Source organism: Halorientalis brevis (genome assembly GCF_042678165.1).
Taxonomy (GTDB): Archaea; Halobacteriota; Halobacteria; order Halobacteriales; family Haloarculaceae; genus Halorientalis; species Halorientalis brevis.
Genome location: NZ_JBHUDJ010000001.1, coordinates 487,785 through 508,208, shown reverse-complemented (window position 1 = coordinate 508,208; position 20,424 = coordinate 487,785). Strand labels below are relative to the sequence as shown.

20 protein-coding genes are annotated in these 20,424 nt (G+C 65.7%); 11 read left to right on the top strand and 9 right to left on the bottom strand.

Annotated features, from left to right (window positions below):
• Positions 1–51: 51 nt before the first annotated feature.
• The 6 genes from arcS to ACFR9U_RS02585 all read left to right on the top strand — a co-directional run bounded on the left by arcS (position 52) and on the right by ACFR9U_RS02585 (position 4,461).
• Positions 52–1,803 carry an archaeosine synthase subunit alpha gene (arcS, locus tag ACFR9U_RS02610; protein ID WP_247376979.1) on the top strand — a complete coding sequence of 584 codons (1,752 nt, stop codon included), beginning with the start codon at positions 52–54 and terminating at the stop codon, positions 1,801–1,803.
• A 69-nt stretch (positions 1,804–1,872) separates the two neighbouring features.
• A complete protein-coding gene (locus ACFR9U_RS02605) occupies positions 1,873–2,976 on the top strand; it encodes a DUF7537 family lipoprotein (RefSeq protein ID WP_247376981.1) in 1,104 nt (367 codons plus the stop codon).
• A gap of 108 nt (positions 2,977–3,084) precedes the next feature.
• A complete protein-coding gene (locus tag ACFR9U_RS02600) occupies positions 3,085–3,471 on the top strand; it encodes a hypothetical protein (protein ID WP_247376983.1) in 387 nt (128 codons plus the stop codon).
• Between the two features lie 41 nt (positions 3,472–3,512).
• On the top strand, positions 3,513–3,827 hold the full coding sequence (locus ACFR9U_RS02595) for a ubiquitin-like small modifier protein 1 (protein ID WP_247376985.1): 315 nt from the start codon (positions 3,513–3,515) through the stop codon (positions 3,825–3,827).
• 2 nt (positions 3,828–3,829) lie between these two features.
• Positions 3,830–4,105 carry a MoaD-like domain-containing protein gene (locus ACFR9U_RS02590; protein ID WP_247376986.1) on the top strand — a complete coding sequence of 92 codons (276 nt, stop codon included), beginning with the start codon at positions 3,830–3,832 and terminating at the stop codon, positions 4,103–4,105.
• Positions 4,105–4,461, top strand: a complete 357-nt coding sequence (locus ACFR9U_RS02585) for a DUF8048 family protein (protein ID WP_247376988.1) — start codon at positions 4,105–4,107, stop codon at positions 4,459–4,461. Before ACFR9U_RS02590 ends, ACFR9U_RS02585 begins: the two co-directional genes overlap by 1 nt.
• 3 nt (positions 4,462–4,464) lie before the next feature.
• On the opposite strand, the gene ACFR9U_RS02580 is transcribed toward ACFR9U_RS02585, so the two are convergent.
• Both ACFR9U_RS02580 and ACFR9U_RS02575 read right to left on the bottom strand, forming a co-directional pair.
• Complete coding sequence (locus ACFR9U_RS02580) at positions 4,465–5,385, bottom strand: alpha/beta fold hydrolase (RefSeq protein ID WP_247376990.1); 921 nt, start codon at positions 5,383–5,385, stop codon at positions 4,465–4,467.
• A 221-nt stretch (positions 5,386–5,606) separates the two neighbouring features.
• A complete protein-coding gene (locus tag ACFR9U_RS02575) occupies positions 5,607–7,547 on the bottom strand; it encodes an aldehyde ferredoxin oxidoreductase family protein (RefSeq protein ID WP_247376992.1) in 1,941 nt (646 codons plus the stop codon).
• Positions 7,548–7,681: 134 nt separating this feature from the next.
• On the opposite strand from ACFR9U_RS02575, the gene ACFR9U_RS02570 reads away from it, so the two are divergent.
• On the top strand, positions 7,682–8,104 hold the full coding sequence (locus ACFR9U_RS02570) for a VanZ family protein (RefSeq protein ID WP_379813707.1): 423 nt from the start codon (positions 7,682–7,684) through the stop codon (positions 8,102–8,104).
• Here ACFR9U_RS02570 and ACFR9U_RS02565 read toward each other — a convergent pair.
• From ACFR9U_RS02565 to ACFR9U_RS02545, 5 genes are read right to left on the bottom strand one after another with little or no spacing between them, the layout of a single operon-like run.
• Positions 8,101–8,838, bottom strand: a complete 738-nt coding sequence (locus tag ACFR9U_RS02565) for an ABC transporter ATP-binding protein (RefSeq protein WP_247376995.1) — start codon at positions 8,836–8,838, stop codon at positions 8,101–8,103. The genes ACFR9U_RS02570 and ACFR9U_RS02565 overlap by 4 nt on opposite strands.
• The gene (locus ACFR9U_RS02560; RefSeq protein WP_247376997.1) at positions 8,835–9,566 is read right to left on the bottom strand and encodes an ABC transporter ATP-binding protein; all 732 of its coding nucleotides are present in this window, start codon (positions 9,564–9,566) and stop codon (positions 8,835–8,837) included. Before ACFR9U_RS02560 ends, ACFR9U_RS02565 begins: the two co-directional genes overlap by 4 nt.
• A gap of 2 nt (positions 9,567–9,568) precedes the next feature.
• Positions 9,569–10,621: a branched-chain amino acid ABC transporter permease gene (locus ACFR9U_RS02555; protein WP_247376999.1), complete on the bottom strand. Its 1,053-nt coding sequence runs from the start codon at positions 10,619–10,621 to the stop codon at positions 9,569–9,571.
• 1 nt (position 10,622) lies between these two features.
• Positions 10,623–11,513, bottom strand: a complete 891-nt coding sequence (locus ACFR9U_RS02550; RefSeq protein WP_247377001.1) for a branched-chain amino acid ABC transporter permease — start codon at positions 11,511–11,513, stop codon at positions 10,623–10,625.
• A 6-nt stretch (positions 11,514–11,519) separates the two neighbouring features.
• Positions 11,520–12,779, bottom strand: a complete 1,260-nt coding sequence (locus ACFR9U_RS02545) for an amino acid ABC transporter substrate-binding protein (protein WP_379813704.1) — start codon at positions 12,777–12,779, stop codon at positions 11,520–11,522.
• A 322-nt stretch (positions 12,780–13,101) separates the two neighbouring features.
• On the opposite strand from ACFR9U_RS02545, the gene ACFR9U_RS02540 reads away from it, so the two are divergent.
• Complete coding sequence (locus tag ACFR9U_RS02540) at positions 13,102–14,265, top strand: acyl-CoA dehydrogenase family protein (RefSeq protein WP_247377005.1); 1,164 nt, start codon at positions 13,102–13,104, stop codon at positions 14,263–14,265.
• Between the two features lie 3 nt (positions 14,266–14,268).
• Positions 14,269–15,489 (top strand): CaiB/BaiF CoA transferase family protein, encoded by a 1,221-nt coding sequence (locus ACFR9U_RS02535; protein ID WP_247377008.1) that lies wholly within the window; start codon positions 14,269–14,271, stop codon positions 15,487–15,489.
• Between the two features lie 41 nt (positions 15,490–15,530).
• On the opposite strand, the gene ACFR9U_RS02530 is transcribed toward ACFR9U_RS02535, so the two are convergent.
• The gene (locus tag ACFR9U_RS02530) at positions 15,531–16,016 is read right to left on the bottom strand and encodes an Lrp/AsnC family transcriptional regulator (RefSeq protein WP_247377010.1); all 486 of its coding nucleotides are present in this window, start codon (positions 16,014–16,016) and stop codon (positions 15,531–15,533) included.
• 96 nt (positions 16,017–16,112) lie between these two features.
• Positions 16,113–17,480: an aspartate aminotransferase family protein gene (locus ACFR9U_RS02525; protein ID WP_247377012.1), complete on the bottom strand. Its 1,368-nt coding sequence runs from the start codon at positions 17,478–17,480 to the stop codon at positions 16,113–16,115.
• 221 nt (positions 17,481–17,701) lie between these two features.
• On the opposite strand from ACFR9U_RS02525, the gene ACFR9U_RS02520 reads away from it, so the two are divergent.
• Together ACFR9U_RS02520 and ACFR9U_RS02515 are read left to right on the top strand one after the other, a co-directional pair.
• Complete coding sequence (locus ACFR9U_RS02520; protein WP_247377014.1) at positions 17,702–19,369, top strand: aldehyde ferredoxin oxidoreductase family protein; 1,668 nt, start codon at positions 17,702–17,704, stop codon at positions 19,367–19,369.
• Positions 19,370–20,329, top strand: coding sequence for a D-2-hydroxyacid dehydrogenase (locus ACFR9U_RS02515; RefSeq protein ID WP_247377016.1), 960 nt, complete (start codon positions 19,370–19,372; stop codon positions 20,327–20,329).
• The last annotated feature ends 95 nt before the right edge of the window (positions 20,330–20,424 follow it).

Below are 20,424 nucleotides of genomic sequence, written 5' to 3'. Positions count from 1 at the left end.
GCCGTTCTCGCGAAGGAAAGATAGTTGGCCGCGCTCCCCCGAGGGGATGGCATGACAGAGTATTTCGAGATCCACGAGCGGGACGGGGCCGCCCGCATCGGGGAACTGCGGCTCGCCGAGCCGCTCACGACGCCCGCCGTCGCCGACGACGTCGTCACCGACGCGGGCAGTCTCTGGCCCGAGGAGCGCGACCGCCCGGACGGCGACGAGACGGAACTGACGGTACTCCCCCACCGTGGCCTCCCAGCGGGGACGCCCGAGGACGTCCAGCAGGCCTTCGCCGTCGACTATCCGGACGTCGACTACCCGAACGCGGCCGTCGTCTCGCCCGAGACCGCGACCGACCACGGGAGCGACGCGTACGTGCTGTCGAACGCCGCAGGCTACGTCGGCCACGCGCGGGCGTTCGTCGACGCGATCATTCAGACCCGCGAGGCCATTCCCGCCGACAGCGCGCTGTACCTCTCCGGGGTCGCGACGGCGCGGAACGTCGCGACGCTCGCGTACGCGGGCGTCGACCTGGTCGACACCGACCGCGCCGTCGTTCGAGGCACCAGGGGCTTCTACCAGACCACCGACGACGAGTACTTCCTGGAAGACCTGGACGAACTTCCCTGTGCCTGTCCGGCCTGCCAACAGCCCCGCGAGGAGTTCACCCGTGAGGACTGCGCCGAACACAACGCCAACGCGCTCCGCGCGGAACTCCGACGCGTCCGCCGCCGGATTCGGGACGGCCGCCTCCGCGATTACGTCGAGGGCCAGGCCCGCCAGGACCAGTGGCTCACCGCCACGTTCCGGCGACTCGACCAGCAGTACGGGTACGTCGAGCAGCGCACGCCCGTCCTCCGGCGCGCGGAGATCACTGCGGCCACCGACGACTCCATCCGGCGGGTCGAGATCCAGCGGTTCGCCCAGCGCGTGACCGACCGGTATCGGAGTCGGTTTTCGAGCCCGCTCGTCCTCGTGCCGTGCTCGGCGACGAAGCCGTACAGCGAGTCCCAGAGCCACGGGCAGTACCACGACGTCATCCAGTGGCGCGCCCACGTCGCCTCGATGACCTCGCCCATCGGCGTCGTGCCCCAGGAACTCGAAACCACGTACCCCGCCCAGCACTACGATTCGGTCGTCACCGGCGAGTGGACCGCCACGGAGATCGAGTTCGTCAGCGACGTGCTCGAAGCCTACCTCCGGCGCAACGACTACCCGAAAGTGATCGCCCACGTCCCGCCGGAAGGCTACCGGGAGATCGTCGAGCGAGCGACGGCCGACCTCGACGTCGAACCGGTGTTCACCGTCGACGACCACCCGACGACGAGCGAGTCGCTCTCGAACCTCGGGACCGAACTCGAGGGCGAACTGAAGTACCCGAAACGCGAGCGCGAACACAACACCATCCGCGCCATCGCGGACTACCAGTTCGGCGAGGGCGCCGGCGAGGCGATCTTCCCGGACCTCCAGACCCGCTCGCGCTATCCGAAGCTCCGCGCACACGACGGCGACGGCGAACAACTGGCGGCGATGGTTCCCCAGTACGGGATGCTGTCGCTGACGCTGGCCGGCGGGAAGCGGTGGGTCGAGAGCGACGCGCCGGTCAAACGCGTCGAGATCGACGACTTCGTCCCTCACGGGAGCGTCCTCGCGCCGGGCGTCGTCGACGCCAGCGACGACATCCGGCCGGGCGACGAGGTCGTCATCGAGGGACCGTCGGCGTTCGGCGTCGGCCGGGCCGAGATGAGCGGGCCGGAGATGGCCGAGTCGACGCGGGGGATCGCCAGCGAGGTCCGCCACGTCGAAGAACTGTAGGCATAGAAAACTGTTCTGGCCGCCTGAAAGTCAGTACGTTTATACTTCTGCTGCCTGTGTCGGCAAGGCATGAAGCGACAACTGCTCGCCGTCGCGGTCGCGGCGATGCTCGTCCTCGCTGGTTGTAACGGCGGATCGCCGGGCGGAACGGCGACGCCGGACGCGAACAACGCCTCTGCGAACGGCTCCCAGGATTCGCTGTCGGACGTCTCTGCGCTCCCCGGCGTCAACGAGTCGGCGGGCGTCTACAACGCGACCGCTCTGTGGGCGAACCACTTCGAGTCGCTGTATTCGAACGACACGCACTTCACCGAAGAGATGCGGGTCGAGATGGGGTCCCGGGTCGCCCGCATCGAGTACACCAACGGCTCGGACGGCGACGCGTTCGTGCGGACGAACGAGACTGCCGGCACGAGTGACGAGTACTGGTCGTCCGGATCGGTCGTCGCCAAGCGCAACGCGTCGGCGACGCCGCCGGTGACGATCAGCCAGGGCTCGACCCCGATGTCGATGAGCTATAGTTTCTCCGCAGCCATTTTCCGGATAATTCCCACTGCGACCCTTTCCGGTGTGTCCCTCTCGCGCGACGGAACCACGACACTCGACGGACAAGAGATGTATCGCTTCGATATCGGCCGCTTCAACTCCTCTGTGTCCAGCTCACCGCTGAACACCGTCCAGAACGCGACCGACGCCAGCGGGACGGTCCTCGTCACCGACGACGGGATCGTCCGGCGGGCCGACATCACCGCGACGCTCGAATCCGACGGCGAGACGCAGACGGCGACGATGAACTACTCCGTCTCCGAGATCGGCACGGCGACCGCAGCCCAGCCCGACTGGGCGGCGGCCCCCCGCGCCTCGCTCTCGACGACGGCCGACGGGAACGTGCTCGCGCTCGAACTGAAGGACGGCTCGATTCCGGCCGGCACGGAGATCGAGGTCGGGAGCCGACTGACGACCTACGGGACCGTCACGCTCTCCGAGGAACTGACCGCCGGTGAGACGCTGTACGTGGTCGCCGGTGGCCAGTTCTCCGCGACGACTGCCGACGCGCAGATCGGCGAGCAGCCGCCGATTCCGGAGCAGCCCGCCTCGTTCGGCAGCTCGTCGATCACGCTGACGACCACCGTCGACGGCAAGGAACTGCAGTACGCGCTCCCGTCGAACTGAGCGCTCGCCGACCTGTTTTCTTCCTGTCTGTCACGTCGCGAGGGGCTCGTGCACGCAGGCAGTCCCGTCGCCGGGAGGCTTTAGTCGCTGCCGTGCGACCCGGTAGCCATGAACGAGGTATCTCTGTCGATTCCGCAGCCGATTCTCGACTCACTGCCCGAAGACGGCCAGGTCGCAGCTCAGGACATGCACCGTGCCGTCGAAGGGTGGGAACAACGCATCAACCGCGCCGTCGAGCAGGCGGACGACGACGGCGAGGCCGCGGGCTACGTCCTCGACGCCATCGAACTGATGGAGGAGCGCCTGGAGGCCTACGACGAGTTCGTTCCGGAGATGCGCGCGTGGGGCCAGTCGCCCATCTACGCCATCGCCTGGCGCAACCTCATGGCCGACTGCATCGGCCAGTTGTACGAACACGACGACCTGGCCGACCGCCTCGACCGCGAGCGCCACCACCGCCTCGTCGAGGACGGCATCCGGCTGCAGGACCTCTGATCCCCGACGAGATTTATACGTCCTGCGACCCTGCCATGGATATGCACCTCGAACTCCGCTTTTTCGCGACGTTTCGCGCGATCGTCGGGCAGAAGGTCGTCGATCGGGAGGTCCCCGACGACGCGACTGTCGGCGACGTGCTCTCGACGCTGCAGAAGGAGTACCCGGACATGAACGATCGCCTGCTCGACGAGGACGGCGAGGTCCGCGCACAGCTGAGCATCCTCAAGAACGGTCGGAACGTCGTCCACATGGCGGGGTCGGCGACGTCGCTGGACGACGGCGACACGCTCTCCGTGTTCCCGCCGGTCGCGGGCGGCGCCGACCCCGACCGCCGTCCCGCGGCGAGGGAGTGAGGATGGAGCGCGAGAAATCCTTCCGGGGTATCTCCAAGCGGCTCGCGGTCCACTACCTGACCAATCTCGGCGGTGAACTCGTCGACGGTGACCCGGAGGACGACGAGCCGGCGCGCGTCGCGGCCGACGACTGGACCGCCACGCTTACCGTCGGCGAAGCGTCCATCGGACCGTCGGTGACGCTGACCGAGATTACTGTTTCCTTCGAGGGCAGCGAGGAGACGCTCGACTCATTGGTCGAGCGGTTCTCCCAGAAGGCGATGCGCGCGGGTGGCTGATGGCGGGCGACCCGATCGACGGTCAGATTCTGCTGCTGACGGCGGCGAAAGCCAGCGTCGGCCCGCAGCGACTCCCCGACCTCGTCGATCTGGTACAGGCCGACCTCGGTCCCCGACTCGATACCTACGACCGGGAGTACGAGGTCGCCTACGAGACCGACGATTACACGGCTTTCTTCGTCGAGGACGGCCACTGGGAGACCATCGGCGAGCGGCTGGACTTCACGCCGCGAGAGGTCGACGCCGTCCGGCGCGCCCATCACGAACAACTCGGTCGGTACGGGCGGCGCAACGACCGCAGCGACGAGTTCGCGTCCGCGCTGGAGATTCGGGACTGCGTGCTGATCGAGCGGTGACGATCAGTCGGCGAGGAAGTCGATCAGGTCCGCGTTGACTTGCTCGGGGGCGTCACACTGCACCCAGTGGCTCGCCGCCGGATACCGCTCGACCTGGATGTCGGGCACCCACTCGTCGAGGCCCATCGAGAGGTCGACGCCGAGCGCCTCGTCCTGTTCGCCCCACAAAAGCAGCGTCTCGACGGGAATCTCCTCGCTGCCCGGCGGGTCGAAGAACTGGCCGACGACCGGCAGCGCGCTCCTGGCCATCGGTTCCGCGATGGCTCGGAAATACGACCGGTAGTAGTTGATCGCGCCGGTCGCCGCGCCGGGCTTGGTGAACGCCTCCTTGTAGCGTTCGACGTCGTCCTCGCTGAACGCGTCGGGATCGGCGGCCTGGTCGCGGAACAGGTCGCCCACGAGTTGCCCGTCGTCGGCAGTCAGGAGCCACTCGGGGAGCATCGGAATCTGGAAGAAAAGGACGTACCACGAGCGTTTCAACTGATCGAGATCGAGGTTGCGGGCGAACGCGGCCGGGTGCGGCGCGTTCATGACGACCAGTTTGTCGATGACTTCTGGCTGGGCGATACCGAGCGCCCAGGCGACCGCTCCGCCCCAGTCGTGGCTCACGACGTGGGCCGACTCCTCGCCGAGGTGGTCGATGAACCCGACGACGTCGCCGACGAGCTGTTCGATCTCGTAGCTCTCGACGTCCTGTGGTTTCTCGGACTCGTTGTACCCGCGCATGTCGAGCGCGGCGACGCGGTATCCCTCCTCGACGAGTGCGGGGATCTGGTTGCGCCAGGAGTACCAGAACTCCGGGAAGCCGTGCAGCAGGACGACAAGGTCGCCGTCCTTGGGGCCTGCAGTGACGTAGTGCAGTCGCACGCCGTTGATGAGTGCGTCGTGATGCGTGACCTGATCGTCGATGTCCCCCTCGGTCATGGCCGACAGTTCCGAGTCGTGGGTCAAAGGCGGTTCGGAGTGCAGTCGCGACGCGGTGCCGTTGCGGTGCTGTCGCTGCGCCGTTGTGGTGCTGCTGCGGTACGGTCTCACCTAAGCGGTTGTACCGCGAACGACCGACGGGAGCGAGCGGCTTTTTCGCCCACGTTTTTCGAGGAGAGGTGGCCGAGCAGCGCGAGGCCACCCGACGAAGAAAAAGGTGGTTAGTCGTCGCTCGGCGCGGCCGCGTCGCCGCTGGAGACGCCGGTCCCGGGACCGATCTCGATGTCCAGTTCGTCGAGTTTCTCGTCGGGGACGACGCCGTCGACCCAGCCGCGGACCGCGTAGTACTCGCCTTTCAGCTTGTCTAGTTCGGCCAGTTGTCCCTCGCTGGCGCCCTGGGCAGGGATCGCGTTCTCGTGGCCCTCGATGAACCGGTCCGGGAGCGTGTCGTCGTCGCCGTCGAAGCCGGCGAGGTTGTTGTAGTAGCGCTCCAGATTGTACACGCGCTCGCCGGCCTGCATGAGTTCGTCTTCGGTCACGTCCAGTCCGGTCATGCCGTTGTACTGGAGGACGTACTCCTCGATGCCTTCGGCGAAGGCGTTGAACTTGCAGATGTCGAACGAGTCGCTGATGGCGTGCATGTCCTGGAAGAGGGCGCACAACTCGCCTTTGCCCTCCCACTCGCCGGGGTCGACTTTCTCCGGGAGGCCTAGAATCTCGGCGGACGGGGTGTAGCCGCGCAGGTGGCAGGCCCCCCGGTTCGAGGTGGCGTAGCCGATGGCCATGCCCTTCATGCAGCGCGGGTCGTAGGCGGCCATCGTCTGGCCCTTCACCGCCAGCGAGTTCTCGTGGGCGTCGAATTCTTCGGCCATGTGGTTCGGCCCTTCGGCGAGGTGGTCGGCGAGGTCCGAGTCGCGGTGGGCGATGCGCTCGATGAGCGAGATCATCTCGTCGGCGTCGCCCCACTCGATGGTGTCCTCGAAGTCGAGTTTGCCTTCCTCGATCATCTCCATGGCCATCGCGATGGTGTTGCCCGTGTCGATGGTGTCGATGCCCAGGTCGTTACAGCGGTCGAGCATCACCGCGATGCGGTCGCGGTCGTGGTGGCCGGAGTTCGGCCCGAGCGCCCAGGCGGACTCGTACTCGTAGGACTCCATCCGGACGTTCATCTCCTCGCCCTTGTGCATCGCCGTCACCTCGACTTCCTTCTTGCAGGCGACCGGGCAGGAGTGACAGGTGGGTTCGTCCACGAGGATGTTCTCGCGGACGTTCTCCCCGGAGACCTTCTCCGAGTCGATAATGCGCTCGCCGTCGCCCTCCGCGTCGGACATCGATTCCGTCGAGGAGTAGCGCCCGTTTTTGGTGGGCAGGCCGTCCATCTCTTCGGTGAGGTTCATCAGGACGTTCGTCCCGTACAGCGAGAGACCGCCCTCGTTCGGGGCGGTGACGTCGGACTCCTGAATGACCTGCATCGCCTGTTTGTGGCCTTTCTTGAACGTCTCCTGGTCGGCGGGCTGGGGCATGTCCGTCGTGGACTTGACGACGACGGCTTTCAGGTTCTTGTTGCCCATCACGCAGCCCGTGCCGCCGCGACCCGAGGCGCGGTCGTCCTCGTTGATGATGCAGGCGTACTTCACCTCGTTCTCGCCGCCCTGACCGATGGCCATCATCGAGAGGTTCTTGCCGTACTGGCCGTCGACCTCTTCTTCCAGGGTGTCGCGCGTCTCGTGGACGCCCTTGCCCCAGAGGTGCGAGGCGTCACGGAGTTCGACCTCGCCGTCTTCGACGTAGGCGTACACTGGCTCGTCGGCCTGTCCCTCGAACAGGAGGCCGTCGAAGCCCGCCCACTTCAGCCGGGCGCCGGACCAGCCGCCGTGGTGGGAATCAGTGACGGTGCCCGTCAGCGGCGACTTCGTACAGACGGCGATGCGCCCGCTCATCGTCACTTGCGTTCCGGTGAGCGGTCCGTTCATGAACGCCAAGAGGTTGTCCGGTCCCAGCGGATCGACGTCCGGCCCCTGGTCGAACACGTACTTGACGCCCAGGCCGCGGGCACCGATATATTTCCGGGCGTCCGCCTCGTCGATGCCCTCGTACTGTACGTCGCCCGCGCTCAGGTCTACCCGAGCGACCGTGTCGTGGAACCCACCGAGTGTTGTCATGAGTTAACGTACCGTAATTAATTACGGCTTGTAACATGTTAGTCGTTGCCAGTTGGTGGTAACCAGATGTAGTTACGCGAAACCGCAGTCGTAGAACCCGAGGGGTCTTGAGGATGAGCGGCCGAGTGTCGCACGTGCAATCGCCCTGGCGCTCACTCACGGCCTGGCCCGGCCGCACTGGTCCGGCCGTCCTGTATGCGGTCATCGTCTTCGGCGGGTCCGTCGTGCCGCCGCCGTCGAGCGGGATCTCCCCCGCTGGCCCGTTCGGACTCGTCGGCGCGGACAAGTGGCTTCACGCCGCTACCTACGCAGCGTTCGTCGTGCTCGTCGTCTACGCGCTGTGGACGGTCACGCCCAGACTGCTCGTGGTCGCGGTCGTCGTCGCCAGCGCCTACGGCGCGGGCCTGGAAGTCGTCCAGTCGTTCCTCCCGCTCCGGTCGTTCGATCTGCTGGACATGCTGGCGAACGTGCTCGGCGCGCTGCTGGCCGGCGTCGTCCTCTGGGTGCTGTCGCGTCGGTCGGCCCTGCCGTGGGAAAAGAGGATTCGATCGGACTAGAGTCCGAGGTACACTTCCATCAGTTCGCTCTCGTCGGAGAGCTCGTCCGGCGAGCCGTCGAAGGCGAGTTCGCCCGCGACGAGGATGTTGACGTGATCGGCCAGCCGCAGCGCGGCCTTCACGTTCTGCTCGATGAGGATGACGCGTGCGCCGCGATCGACGAGTCGCTCGACGAGTTCGAAGGCGTCCTCGACCAGCGCGGGCGAGAGACCGGCGCTGGGTTCGTCGAGCAGGAAGGTGTCCGCGCCGGTCATCATCGCCCGGCCGAGGCTCACCATCATCTGCTGCCCGCCGGACAGCGAGTCCGCCCGGTCGCCCAGTTTGTCTTCGAGCGCCGGGAACGCGTCGAGGACTTCCTCGCGGCGACGGGCGTACGCGTCCTGGTCGGAGACGGTGAAGCCGCCGACGCGGAGGTTCTCTTCGACGGTGAGCGTCCCGAAGACGCCGCCGCCCTGGGGCACCGTCGCGATGCCCTCCTTGACGATCTCGTCGGGCTTTGCGTTCGAGAGGTCGACGTCGCCGTACGTAATCGTCCCGTCCCAGATGGGGACGATGCCGTTGAGGGTCTTCAGCAGCGTCGACTTCCCGCTGCCGTTCGGCCCGAACAGGCACGTGATCCCTTCGTGGGACTGAATGGTGACGTCGTGGATGACCTCGTGGTCGCCGTAACCCGTGACGATGCCCTCCGCGCGGAGGACCGGCGGATCGGATCGGGTCTGCTGTTGGCCGCTCATATCGGTACCTCCTCGTCGTCGGCCGAGCCGAGGTACGCCTCGCGGACGCGGTCGTCCGTACTGACCTCGTCGAAGGTGCCCTGGACGATGTGCTTGCCCTGATCGAGCACGGAGACGGTGTCGACGATCTGTTTGAGGACGTCCATGTCGTGTTCGATGATCATGAACGTCGTCCCCTGGTCGTTGAGTTCCCGCAGGTGATCGAGGATGCGGTCGGCCAGCGCCGGGTTGACGCCGGCCGTCGGCTCGTCCAGCAGGATACACGCCGGGTCGAGCATCAGCACTCGACCGAGTCCGAGCAGTTTCTTCTGCCCGCCGCTCATCCCGCTGGCGTCGTCGTCGGCGATGTGGTCGATCTCGAGGAACTCGAGGATTTCCTGTGCACGCTCGTGTTCGTCGACGTCTTTCGGCGTCTGGACCGCCAGCATGTTCTGCCGGACGGTCATGTTCTCGAACGGCGCGGCGATCTGGAACGTGCGGCCGACTCCCTGGCGGGCGATCTTGTGGGGTTCCCAGCCGGTGATGTCGGTGCCCTCGAAGGTAATCGTCCCGCCGTCGGGCGTGTAGAAGCCCGTCAGCGAGTTGAAAAACGTCGTCTTCCCGCTGCCGTTCGGACCGATGATGCCGCGGATCTCTCCGCGGTCGACGCTGAGCGTGATGTCGTCGTTCGCAGTCAGTGCCCCGAACGTCTTCGTGAGGCCGTCGGTCTGGAGTAGTGTCTCGGACATGGCTATAAGATGTTGAACTTCTCCCCGAGTTCGCGCAGGTTGCGTTTGACGTCCTCGCGGCCGACTTCGCCGCGGAGGATGCCGACGACGCCGCTCGGTGCGAACAGGACGATCACCATGATGAGCAGACCGATCAGCGGCAGGTAGAGCGTCGTGCTCCCGAGGAACAGCGAGCTCATGCGGTTGAGCAGGAAGATCAACACGCCGCCGATGATGGGACCGCCGATGGTCCCGAGGCCGCCCAGCAGCGCCATGATGATCATCTGGTCGGTGATGATCGGCGCGAGCACGTCGTTCGGGTGGATGAACGTGATGTAGTACGCGTTCGCTCCGCCGAACAGCGCGGCGATGACACACGAGAGGACGTACACGCGGCGCTTGATCTTCGTGGCGTTGATGCCCAGCGACTGGGCGGCGTCCTCGTGGTCCCGGATGGCTTTCACCCGGAAGCCGAACTCGCTGTGCTCGAAGAGCCAGTACGCCAGCACGATAGTGCCGAGCGTCAGCGCCATCATCAGGTAGTAGAAGAACATCTCGTCGGGCCAGCCGACGAACGGGATGCCCGAGGAGTCGGCCCCCGTCGGAATGGTCATCCCGTACGTGCCGCCGGTGATCTCGACGATGAGCGCGAGCTCTTTCATCGCTTCGGCGAACGCCCACGTCGCGATGGCGAAGTACGCCCCGGAGAGTCGGAGCGTCGGAACGCCGACCGCGTATGCCAACACCGCACAGAAGGCGCCCGCTATTACGAGCCCGGCGATGAACGGCAGTTCAAGTTCTGCCATGGCGATGCCGGTGACGAACGCGCCCACGCCGAAGTACGCGCCGTGGCCGAAGTCCAGGTAGCCGGCGTAGCCGCCGATCATGTTCCAGGACTGGGCCAGGCCGACCCACAGCAGGACGCCCAGCGCGATGCGCGTCCAGAAGGTGTTGAGCGCGAGCGGCAGGAGTGCGAGGACGACCGTTCCGATGCCGAACAGCCAGAGGTGGGAGTCGTCACGGTCGAGCAGGCCCTGGAGGCGGTCGCGGACCGTCAGGTCGTTTTCTGCGCCCACGTCACGCCACCTCCCCTTTGCCGAGCAGTCCCTCGGGCCGGACCAGCAGGAGCAGGTAGATCATCCCGAACAGGACGAAAAACACCAGATCGCCGCCGATGTAGATGGCCGTCAGTGACTGTGCGAGTCCGAGGACGAGTCCGCTGACGATGATGCCGGGCAGGTAGCCCAGGCCCGCGAGCACGATCATGAAGAACGCGAACGCGGTGTACTGCAGCCCCATGCCGGGGCCGGCGGAGTAGATGAGGCCGATGAACACCCCGCCCGTCGCCGTCAGGCCGGCGTAGACGCCGTAGGCGATGGACTGGTAGCGGTTGATGTTCACGCCCATCAGGCGGGCGATGTCGCGGTCCTCGGCGATGGCCCGGATGGCCGTCCCGCCGGTCGTCCGGTAGAGGTAGTACATGAACCCGACGAGTGCGAGCACGCCGACGACGGCGGTGACGACGCGGACTTCCGGGAAGGTCCCGATGCCCGTGACGTCGATGCCGCCCTCCAGCGTCTTCGTCGGCACGGCCCGCGTGTTCGGGCCGAAGATCGTCAACACCGACCCGCGCATGAAGATCGCGAGGCCGAACGTGAACACGAGCCCCATCAACAGCGGCATCGGTCGGTCGCCGGTCGTGACGTGGTGCAGGAACGGCTGGATGACCATGCCCACGAGGAAGAAGGCGATGAACGCGAGGGGAACGACGAGCAGTCCCTCGCCGCCGACCATCGGCGCGACGATGGCGCCCATGAACGCGCCCAACATCACGTACTCACCGACGGCGAAGTCGATGATCTCCAGGACGCCGAACACGAGCGCGAAGCCCACGCCGACGGTGACGTAGATGCCACCGAGCAGCAGGCCGTTCACGATCGACTGTGCGAGGAGATCTGTGCTGACCATCCTCGCTCACTTCCCGACTGGGTAGTCAGCCTCGGACGCCGACGCCGACGATCCGACGACCACTGCCTCGTTCTCGTCCTGCAACTGGATCGGCAGCGGGCTGGTGGACGTGTTGTTGTGGTAGAAGTCGCCCTCCTTGTCGAACGAGACGTCCCCGTAGAACGTCTTGACCTCGATGTCCTCGATGATGCTGACGAGCTTGCTCTTCTGGGAGTCCGAGAGCGGCGGGGCCGCGCCCAGCTCTTCGAGCGCCTGCTGGTAGACGATACCCGCAGCACTGGAGCCGGCCTGCGTGTAGTCCGGGGCCTCGCCGAACTCGGCCTGTGACGCTTCGGCGTAGTCCGCGGCGGAGCCGAACAGTTTGCCGCCCGTGCGCTCGACGCCCGGCAGCCACACCGTCGCACCGAACGTCCCCGCGGCGTTCGCGCCGAGGCCGTCCTTGAAGCTGGACGTGTTCACACCGTAGTGGCAGAAGAAGCCGTTCGGATCGTAGTTCAGCTGGTCTGCTGCCTTCAGGAGGCTCACGTGGCTGCCGATGTGACCACCGTGGAAGTGCAGGTCCGGGTCCGCGTCCTTCGCGCTGCTGACCACGCTCGTCCAGTCGGTGTCGGACGGGTTCAGGTCGTAGGCCAGCACCTCGACGTCTTTGTTCTGGGCCGCGTTCCGCATCGCACTCGCCGTCGCCTTCGAGAACGGTCCGTTGACACCGCTGACGTAGACGGACTCGGCGGCGGGGTCGAGTGACAGGATCTCCTCTGCGGCCTGCCGCGCGATGAGCGTCACCGTCGGGACGGTCCCGAACGTGTGCTTGTACTGCTCTTCCCAGATGCGCGGTGACTCGGCGCTGCCGGTGATGTGCGGCGTCTGGTTTTTCTCCATGATCGGAGACACCGCCAGCGTCACGTTGCTGGAGTACGGACCCAGGACGGCGTCGACGCTCTCGTTTGAAATCATGTTCGAGGCCGCGTCGGCACCGGTACTCGGGTCCGACTTCGCGTCCGCGTAGGAGAGTTCGACTTCGTACTTGCTGCCGTCGATCTCGATGCCACCGTTCTCGTTGACCGTCTTCTTCCAGAGGTCGTACCCGCGCCGGGTGACCTCACCGCCGAATCGCAGGTCGCCCGAGAGCGACGTCACGACACCGAACTTGAACTTGTCTCCGCCACGGTCCGACCCGCCCCCCATACAGCCGGCCACGCCGGCCACGCCCAGGGTGCTCGCCAGCCCCGCTGCTTTCACGAACTGTCTTCTATCTGTTGTGTTCATGTTGTTATCTCGCATGTCTGCCAGTCTCTTTTGCATCTCTCTATATAATACTTTTGTAAATTTGGACTCTATTCAGCATTTGATGCCAATATAGGACTACAAACGATTTTTGTGACCGCTCCAGTATCTCCTTAATTATGAAAATAGGGGGGTAAGTTGGACAGTCGTATAGCGGCGGGCGGCTCGACCACCACGGGTGAGATTCTACACTCTCCGTCCTCGCGGGGGACTGTTCGAAATATTTGGACTGTATACGAGATTATTTTGAAAATATGGATCACCTCCGAAAAACTATTGTTACTGGAGTCTTTTGTCCAACTCAATGCTCGACTACGTGCAACTCGAGGCGGACCTGTCGGACGAAGAGCGGCTCATCCAGCAGAGCGCTCGCGACTTCGTCGAAAACGAGGTCAAGCCGGACATCGCCGAACACTACATCGAGGGAACGTTCCCGAAAGAGCTCATCCCGGAGATGGGCGAGATGGGCTTTTACGCGCCCAATCTGGAGGGCTACGGGCTGCCCAACGTCAGCGAGAAGGCCTACGGTCTCCTGATGCAGGAACTGGAAGCCGGCGACTCGGGCCTGCGTTCGATGGCCTCGGTCCAGGGCGCGCTCGTGATGTACCCGATCCACGCCTACGGCAGCGAGGAACAGAAAGACGAGTGGCTGCCCAAACTCGGGACCGGCGAGGCCGTCGGCTGTTTCGGGCTGACCGAACCGGAACACGGCTCGAACCCCTCCGCGATGGAGACCCACGCCGAGAGAGACGGCGACGAGTACGTTCTCAACGGCGCGAAGACCTGGATCACGAACTCCCCCATCAGCGACGTCGCCGTCGTCTGGGGCCGTGACCGGTCGGCCGAGGACAACCCCGTGCGAGGGTTCCTCGTCGAGACCGACCGCGACGGCGTCACCACCAACAAGCTCGACGAGAAACTCTCGCTCCGCGCGTCGATCACCGGCGAGATCGGACTCAACGACGTCCGCGTCCCCGAGGAGAACGTTCTCCCGGGCGTCGAAGGCATGAAAGGCCCGCTGTCCTGTCTCACGCAGGCGCGCTACGGCATCGCCTGGGGCGCGCTCGGTGCAGCCCGCGACGCCTTCGAGGAGGCTCGCCAGTACTCGAAGGACCGCGACCAGTTCGGCGGGCCCATCGCTCGCTTCCAGCTCCAGCAGGGCAAACTCGCGGAGATGGCGACCCAGTTCACGCTCGGCCAGCTGCTCGTCCACCGACTCGCCGACCTCAAAGAGCGCGGTGACCTCCGTCCCCAGCACGTCTCGATGGCAAAGCGCAACAACGTCGACGTCGCTCGCGACATCGCCCGGACGTCCCGCGGCATGCTCGGCGGCAACGGCATCACGGCCGACTACTCGCCGATGCGCCACATGGCCAACCTGGAGACGGTGTACACCTACGAGGGGACCCACGACATCCACTCGCTCATCCTCGGCCAGGACCTCACCGGCATCGCGGCCTTCGAGTAATCCATGACCGGCGAAGCACAAACCCCAGACAGCGACGAACAGCCCCTCGACGGACTGACCGTCCTCGACGCCTCGCGCGTCCTCGTCGGGCCGTTCTGTACGATGCAACTGGGCGATCTCGGCGCGGAGGTCATCAAGATCGAACGCCCCGACGGCGGCGACCAGACCCGCGGCTGGCACCCGCCGACCTACGGCGACGAGAGCGCCTACTACGTCAGCGTCAACCGCAACAAGCGTTCGCTGACGCTGAACCTCGCCAGCGAGGAGGGTCGCGACGTGTTCCGCGACCTCGCCAGCGAGGCCGACGTCCTCGTCGAGAACTTCCGCGTCGGGAAGATGGAAGACTGGAACCTCGACTACGAGACCCTCAGCGAGGAGAACCCGGAACTGGTCTACTGCTCGCTGTCGGGCTACGGCGAGTGGGGCCCGCACAAGGACCGCCCGGCCTACGACATCATGATGCAGGCCGAAGGCGGGCTGATGAGCATCACCGGCGAGGAAGACGGGCCGCCCGTCAGGGTGGGCGTCGCCATCGCCGACATCGGTGCCGGCATGTACGCCACCCAGGCCATCCTCGCGGCGCTGTTCTACCGCGAGTTCGGCGACGGCACCGGCCAGAAGATCGACGTCAGCCTGCTCGACGGCCAGGTCGCCTGGATGACCTACATGGCGTCGTACTACTTCGCGACCGACGACCCGCCGGGGCGCATGGGGAGCAAACACCCCACCATCGCGCCGTACCAGGCGTTCGAGACCAGCGACGGCTACGTCGTCGTCGCGACGGCCTCCGAGAACCTCTGGCCGAAGTTCTGCCGGGGCCTCGACCGCGAGGACCTCATCGACGATGAGCGCTTCGCGGTCAACGCCGATCGCGTCGAGAACCGGTCGGAACTCGATCGGATTCTCGACGAGGAGTTCGCACAGTATTCGACCGCCGAGGCCGTCGCACGGATGGAGGAGGCCGGCGTCCCGGCCAGCCGCGTCCGCGACATGGAGGACGTCTTCGAGAACCCCCAGGTCCAGGCCCGGAACATGCACCAGGAAGTCGACCACCCGACCATCGGGACCGTCGAGATGGCGGGCAGTCCGATGCACTTCTCGCGGACGCCCACTGCCATCGACCGCCACCCGCCGCTGCTCGGCGAGCACACCGAAGAAGTCCTCCGTGAGTTCGGGTACGACTACGGCACGATCGACGAACTGGACGAGAACGACATCATCTGACCGGGGCGGTTCGGATCAGATTCGAGAGAAGCGCGTTTTTCTCATTCTGCCAGCGCGTCGACGAGCGTCTCGACCTCGAAGTCGTTGAGCGGGTTCTGTTCGTCTTTGACTGTGGTGATGACGAACTTCGAGGAGGTGCGTTCGATCTCTTCGATGGCTTCGTAGTCTTCGACGAGCTCCTCGACCATCTCGCGGTTGGCGACGTGGGCGATGGCGACGAAGTCCGTGTCGCCCATGGTGAAGTATACCTGGTTGACCCCCTCGACGGCGGCGAGTTTCTCGCCGACGGTGTCGTGATAGCCCTCCTCGAACTCCGCCCAGATCTCCGAGATGAGCGTGATCGAGAGGCCGACCTTGTCCAGATCGATGTCGTAGAGGTCGTTTTTGATGACGCCGGACTCGCGAAGTTGGTTGAGCCGGTAGTGCACCGTCGATTTCGGGATACCGGTCGCGTCTTCGATCTTATCCGGACTCGCTGTGCCGTCTCTGGCGATGGTGGTCAGAATCCGAATGTCTTTCTCGTCCATGGGCGACTTCTGAATACTGTCCAATGATAGTGGGGGCATATAAATGTATGCTGGTCGGGATGTCTACACCGCGGTGAGGCGGGGACGTGACGACGGTCAGGGCGCGTGCTGTTCGATGGACTCGCAGATGATATCCATCCCTGCGGCGGCCTGCTCCTGGGTGAGAACGAGCGGCGGGATCAGGCGGAGCACGTTGCCGCGGCGGCCGGCCGACCAGACGAGCACGCCCTGCTCGTAGCAGTCCTGGCGGATTTCCTTGACGAGTTCCTTGCCGGTCTGGTCCTCGCCGTCGGCGAACTCGGCACCGGTGAACTGCCCTTTTCCGCGGACGTCGACGAGACGGTCGTTGACGCCAGCGGACTCACGCAGGCGGTCGCGGATGTAGCTGCCGACCTCGCGCGAGTGCGCGAGCAGGTCGTTGTCCCGGATGTACTCGATGGCGCGGACGCCGGCGACCATCGCCGGGGCGTTGCCGCGGTAGGTGCCGACGTGGCCGCCGGCCTCCCACGTGTCCAGGTCCTCGTGGTACATCGTCCCCGAGAGCGGGAGCCCGATGCCGCCGATCGCTTTCGCCATCGGCATGGCGTCGGGCGTCACGTCGTAGTGGTCACTCGCGAACCACTCGCCGGTCCGGCCGAAGCCGGTCTGGATCTCGTCGACGATCAGCGGGATGTCGTTGTTCTCGGCGATCTCCTTCAGACCGGGGAGGAAGCCCTCCGGCGGGGTGACGATGCCACCCTCGCCCTGGATCGGCTCGACCCAGATCCCCGCCGGGTTCGCGAACCCGCTGTAGGGGTCTTCGAGGAGTTCTCGGACGTTCTCGAGGGCGCGGTCCTTGGCTTCCTGGGGGTCCAGTCCCTGTTTGTGCGCGTAGGGATACGGCACGTGGTGGACGTTCGGGAGCATCGGCGCGTAGTCCTCCTTGTACTTCTTGCCAGCCGTGAGGCTGAGCGCGCCGGCGCTGCCGCCGTGATACGCGCCGCGGAAGGCGATGAGGCCGTCGCCGCCCGTGTTGTACTTGGCGAGTTTGATGGTGGCCTCGATGGCGTCACTGCCGGTCGGGCCGCCGAAGACGACGCGGTTGTTGTCCGGGAGCGCTCCCGGCGCGATGTCGTTGAGCGCGTCGATCAGGTCGAGCCGTGCTTCGGTCGGGAAGTCGATGGTGTGAGTGACCTTCTCGGTCTGCTCCTGGACTGCCTCCAGCACGTAGGGGTTCGAGTGGCCCACGTTCAGGACGCCGATGCCGGCGAAGAAGTCGAGGAAGGTGTTCCCGTCGGCGTCGCGGATCGTCGCACCCTTCGCCTCGTCGATGGCGATGGGGACGGCCTTCGGGTAGGCGACGGCGCTGCTGTCGATCTCGCGCTGTCGCTCGAGGAGTTTCTTCGACTCCGGTCCGGGAATCGCCGTTTCGACACTCGGCTCCTGTGCGAAGTGGAGCTCGTCGAACGCCTGTTCTACAGCCATGGTAGAACACAATTCTACTAGATACTAAATCTTTGTATTGAGTACGATATATGGCCATATTACTGAACATCTCCCGCAGCAAACCGGCGGTTCGGGTGGCAAACGAACGCCGCTCCCCGGCAGTCACTGGCTTCGGATGATGTTTCAGTATCGAGCTAAAAGTCGGATTTAGTTCTACTGATGGCGTGGATTTAATATCCAGCACTCTCATACCCTGCGTAATGCTGCACACTGTGGGCGACCTTCTGTCGATAGATCTGACCGCCCAGCGAACAGACACCGAGTCCATCGACGGCGTCCTCGAGTCGTTCATCGGGGGCCGGGGCGTAGCCACCAAACTCGCCCACGAGCGGATCCCGTTCGACGTCGACCCCCTCTCGCCGGAGAACCGCCTGTATTTCACCACCGGGCCGATGCAGGCGTCGACCATGAGTTTCACCGGCCGGACGAACTGCACCGGCGTCTCGCCGCTGACCGACGGCTTGCTCTCCTCGAACGCCGGCGGGTTCCTCTCGCGCAACCTCGCCGCGACGGGCTACGGCGCCGTCGAGTTCCACGGTGCGAGCGACGAGTTAGTCGCCGTCCACGTTACGGACGACGGCGTCGAGTTCGAACCGGTCCCGGAACTGGAAGGCGCAGAGGTGCCCGAGACCGTCGCCGCGCTCACCGAGCGGCCGGAGATCGACGTGGACAACACGGCGGTCATCGGGCCGGCCGGCGAGAACGAGGTCCGTTTCGCCTGCATTATGACCTCGGAGACGCGCGCGTTCGGTCGCGGCGGCCTCGGCGCCGTCATGGGTGCGAAAAACGTCAAGGCGATCACGTTCAGCGGCGACTCCGCACCCGAGATCGAGATCCCGCCGTTGCAAATGGACGTTCACCGCGAAGCCGCGACGGAAGACCACATCATGAAGCGCCAGGGGACCACCAGCGTCACGGAGTACGCCAACGAGATCGAGGCGCTGCCGAGCTACTACTTCGAGGAGACGTCCTTCGAGAGCGCCGGCGCGATCGGCGGCGACGCCGTCGAGGAGAAGAAGTACAAGAAGGGAACCTGTTCGGCCTGCGCGTTCGCGTGCAAGCTCCCGACGAAAGACGAGGACGCCGGCATCGAAACCGAAGGTCCGGAGTACGAGACGGTGATGGCGTTCGGCTCGAACGCGGGCGTCGACGACGTGGTCGACGTGATGCGCTCGAACGAGCAGTGCGACCGCTACGGCCTCGACACGATCAGCGCCGGCGACGTGGTGTCGGCGTACCTCGCAGCCAACGACGAGTTCGGGAACACGGACCTCATCGAGGACCTGGTCGAGAAGATCGCCCACCGCGAAGAGGAGGGCGACCTGCTCGCGGAAGGAATCGACCGGTTCCACGACGAACTCGGCGTGAAAAACTGGACCGTCAAGGGCATGGAGTTCCCCGCCCACGACGGCCGCACGCTCAACGGCCAGGGGCTCTCCTACGCCACGGCCAACCGCGGCGCGGACCACATGTTCTCGGTGATCTACTCCTACGAGTACCCGCTCGTCTCAGACGAGGACGCCGTCAGCCGCGACGGACTGGACGGCAAACCCGAACTGCTCGTCCAGCAGGAGAACCAGCGTGCCCTGGAGGACTGTGGCATCATCTGCCGGTTCTCGCGTGACTTCATGACCCACGACCGGCTGGAGGGCCTGTTCGGGCGGGACATCGGCGAGCTGCTGTCGATCGGCGCCGAGGTCGTCACCCTCGAACGCCACTTCAACAACCAGCGCGGCTTCGACCGCGGCGACGACCGCCTCCCATACGAGCTCCCCGGCTTCGAGGACGCACTCGACGAGTACTACGACATCCGCGGCTGGCGGGACGACGGCACGGTTCCGGAAGAACCCGTCGTCGCCGGGGACTGAATGGCCGACTCGCCCGACGTCCTCGTGTTGCGCGAGGGCACCGAGGGGCTCTCGACGCGCGCGTACGCCGACGAACTCGCCGACCGACTCCCGGCGTGGACGGTCGCGCGTGCGTCGACGCCCGCTGCCGAACGCGACCTCGTCCGCCACGCGACGGTCGTGACCGGCAACGCCATCGACCGCGACCTGCTGGACCGCGCCGCGGCCCTGGAACTGTTCGCCTGTACGTTCGCCGGGACCGACCACCTGCCGCGCGACGCGCTCGCCGACCGGGGCGTGACGGTGACCAACGCCAGCGGCATCCACGCGCCGGGGATCGCCGAACAGGTCCTGGGGTACCTGCTCACGTTCGCCCGTCGACTCCACGTGAGCTGGGAGCGCAACACCCGTGGCGTCTGGCAACACGTCCAGTCGACGGAACTCAAGGACTCGACGGTCACCGTCGTCGGCCTCGGGTCGATCGGCACGGCCGTCGTCGACCGCCTCGCCGGCTTCGACGTCGACACCGTCGGCGTCCGTCACTCCCCCGAGAAGGGCGGACCGACCGACGAGGTACTGGGGTACGACGCCGTCCACGACGCGCTCGCGCGAACGGACTACCTGGTGCTCGCGTGTCCGCTGACGGACCTGACGCGACACCTCATCGACGCCGAGGCGCTCGCAACGCTGGAGCCCTCGGCCGTCGTCGTCAACGTCGCCCGCGGTGGCGTCGTGGACACGGACGCGCTGGTCGCGGCGCTGCGGACGAACGGTATCCGCGGTGCAGCGGTCGACGTCACCGACCCCGAGCCGCTCCCGGCCGACCATCCGCTCTGGGGCCTCGACAACGCCCTCGTGACGCCACACACCGGCGGACACACGCCGCAACACTGGCCGCGCCTGGCCGACGTCGTCGCGTCGAACGTCCGGGCGCTCCGCGACGGCGACGCTGCCCTCCAGAACGTCGTCCTGGACGGCTGACACCCTCTCCCCTGGCGACCGAGCGAGCTTTTGCGTCCCGTTCGTTACGAGATGTTGCTAGCGTAACTTGCCTCAATTATAATCAACTATGTCTG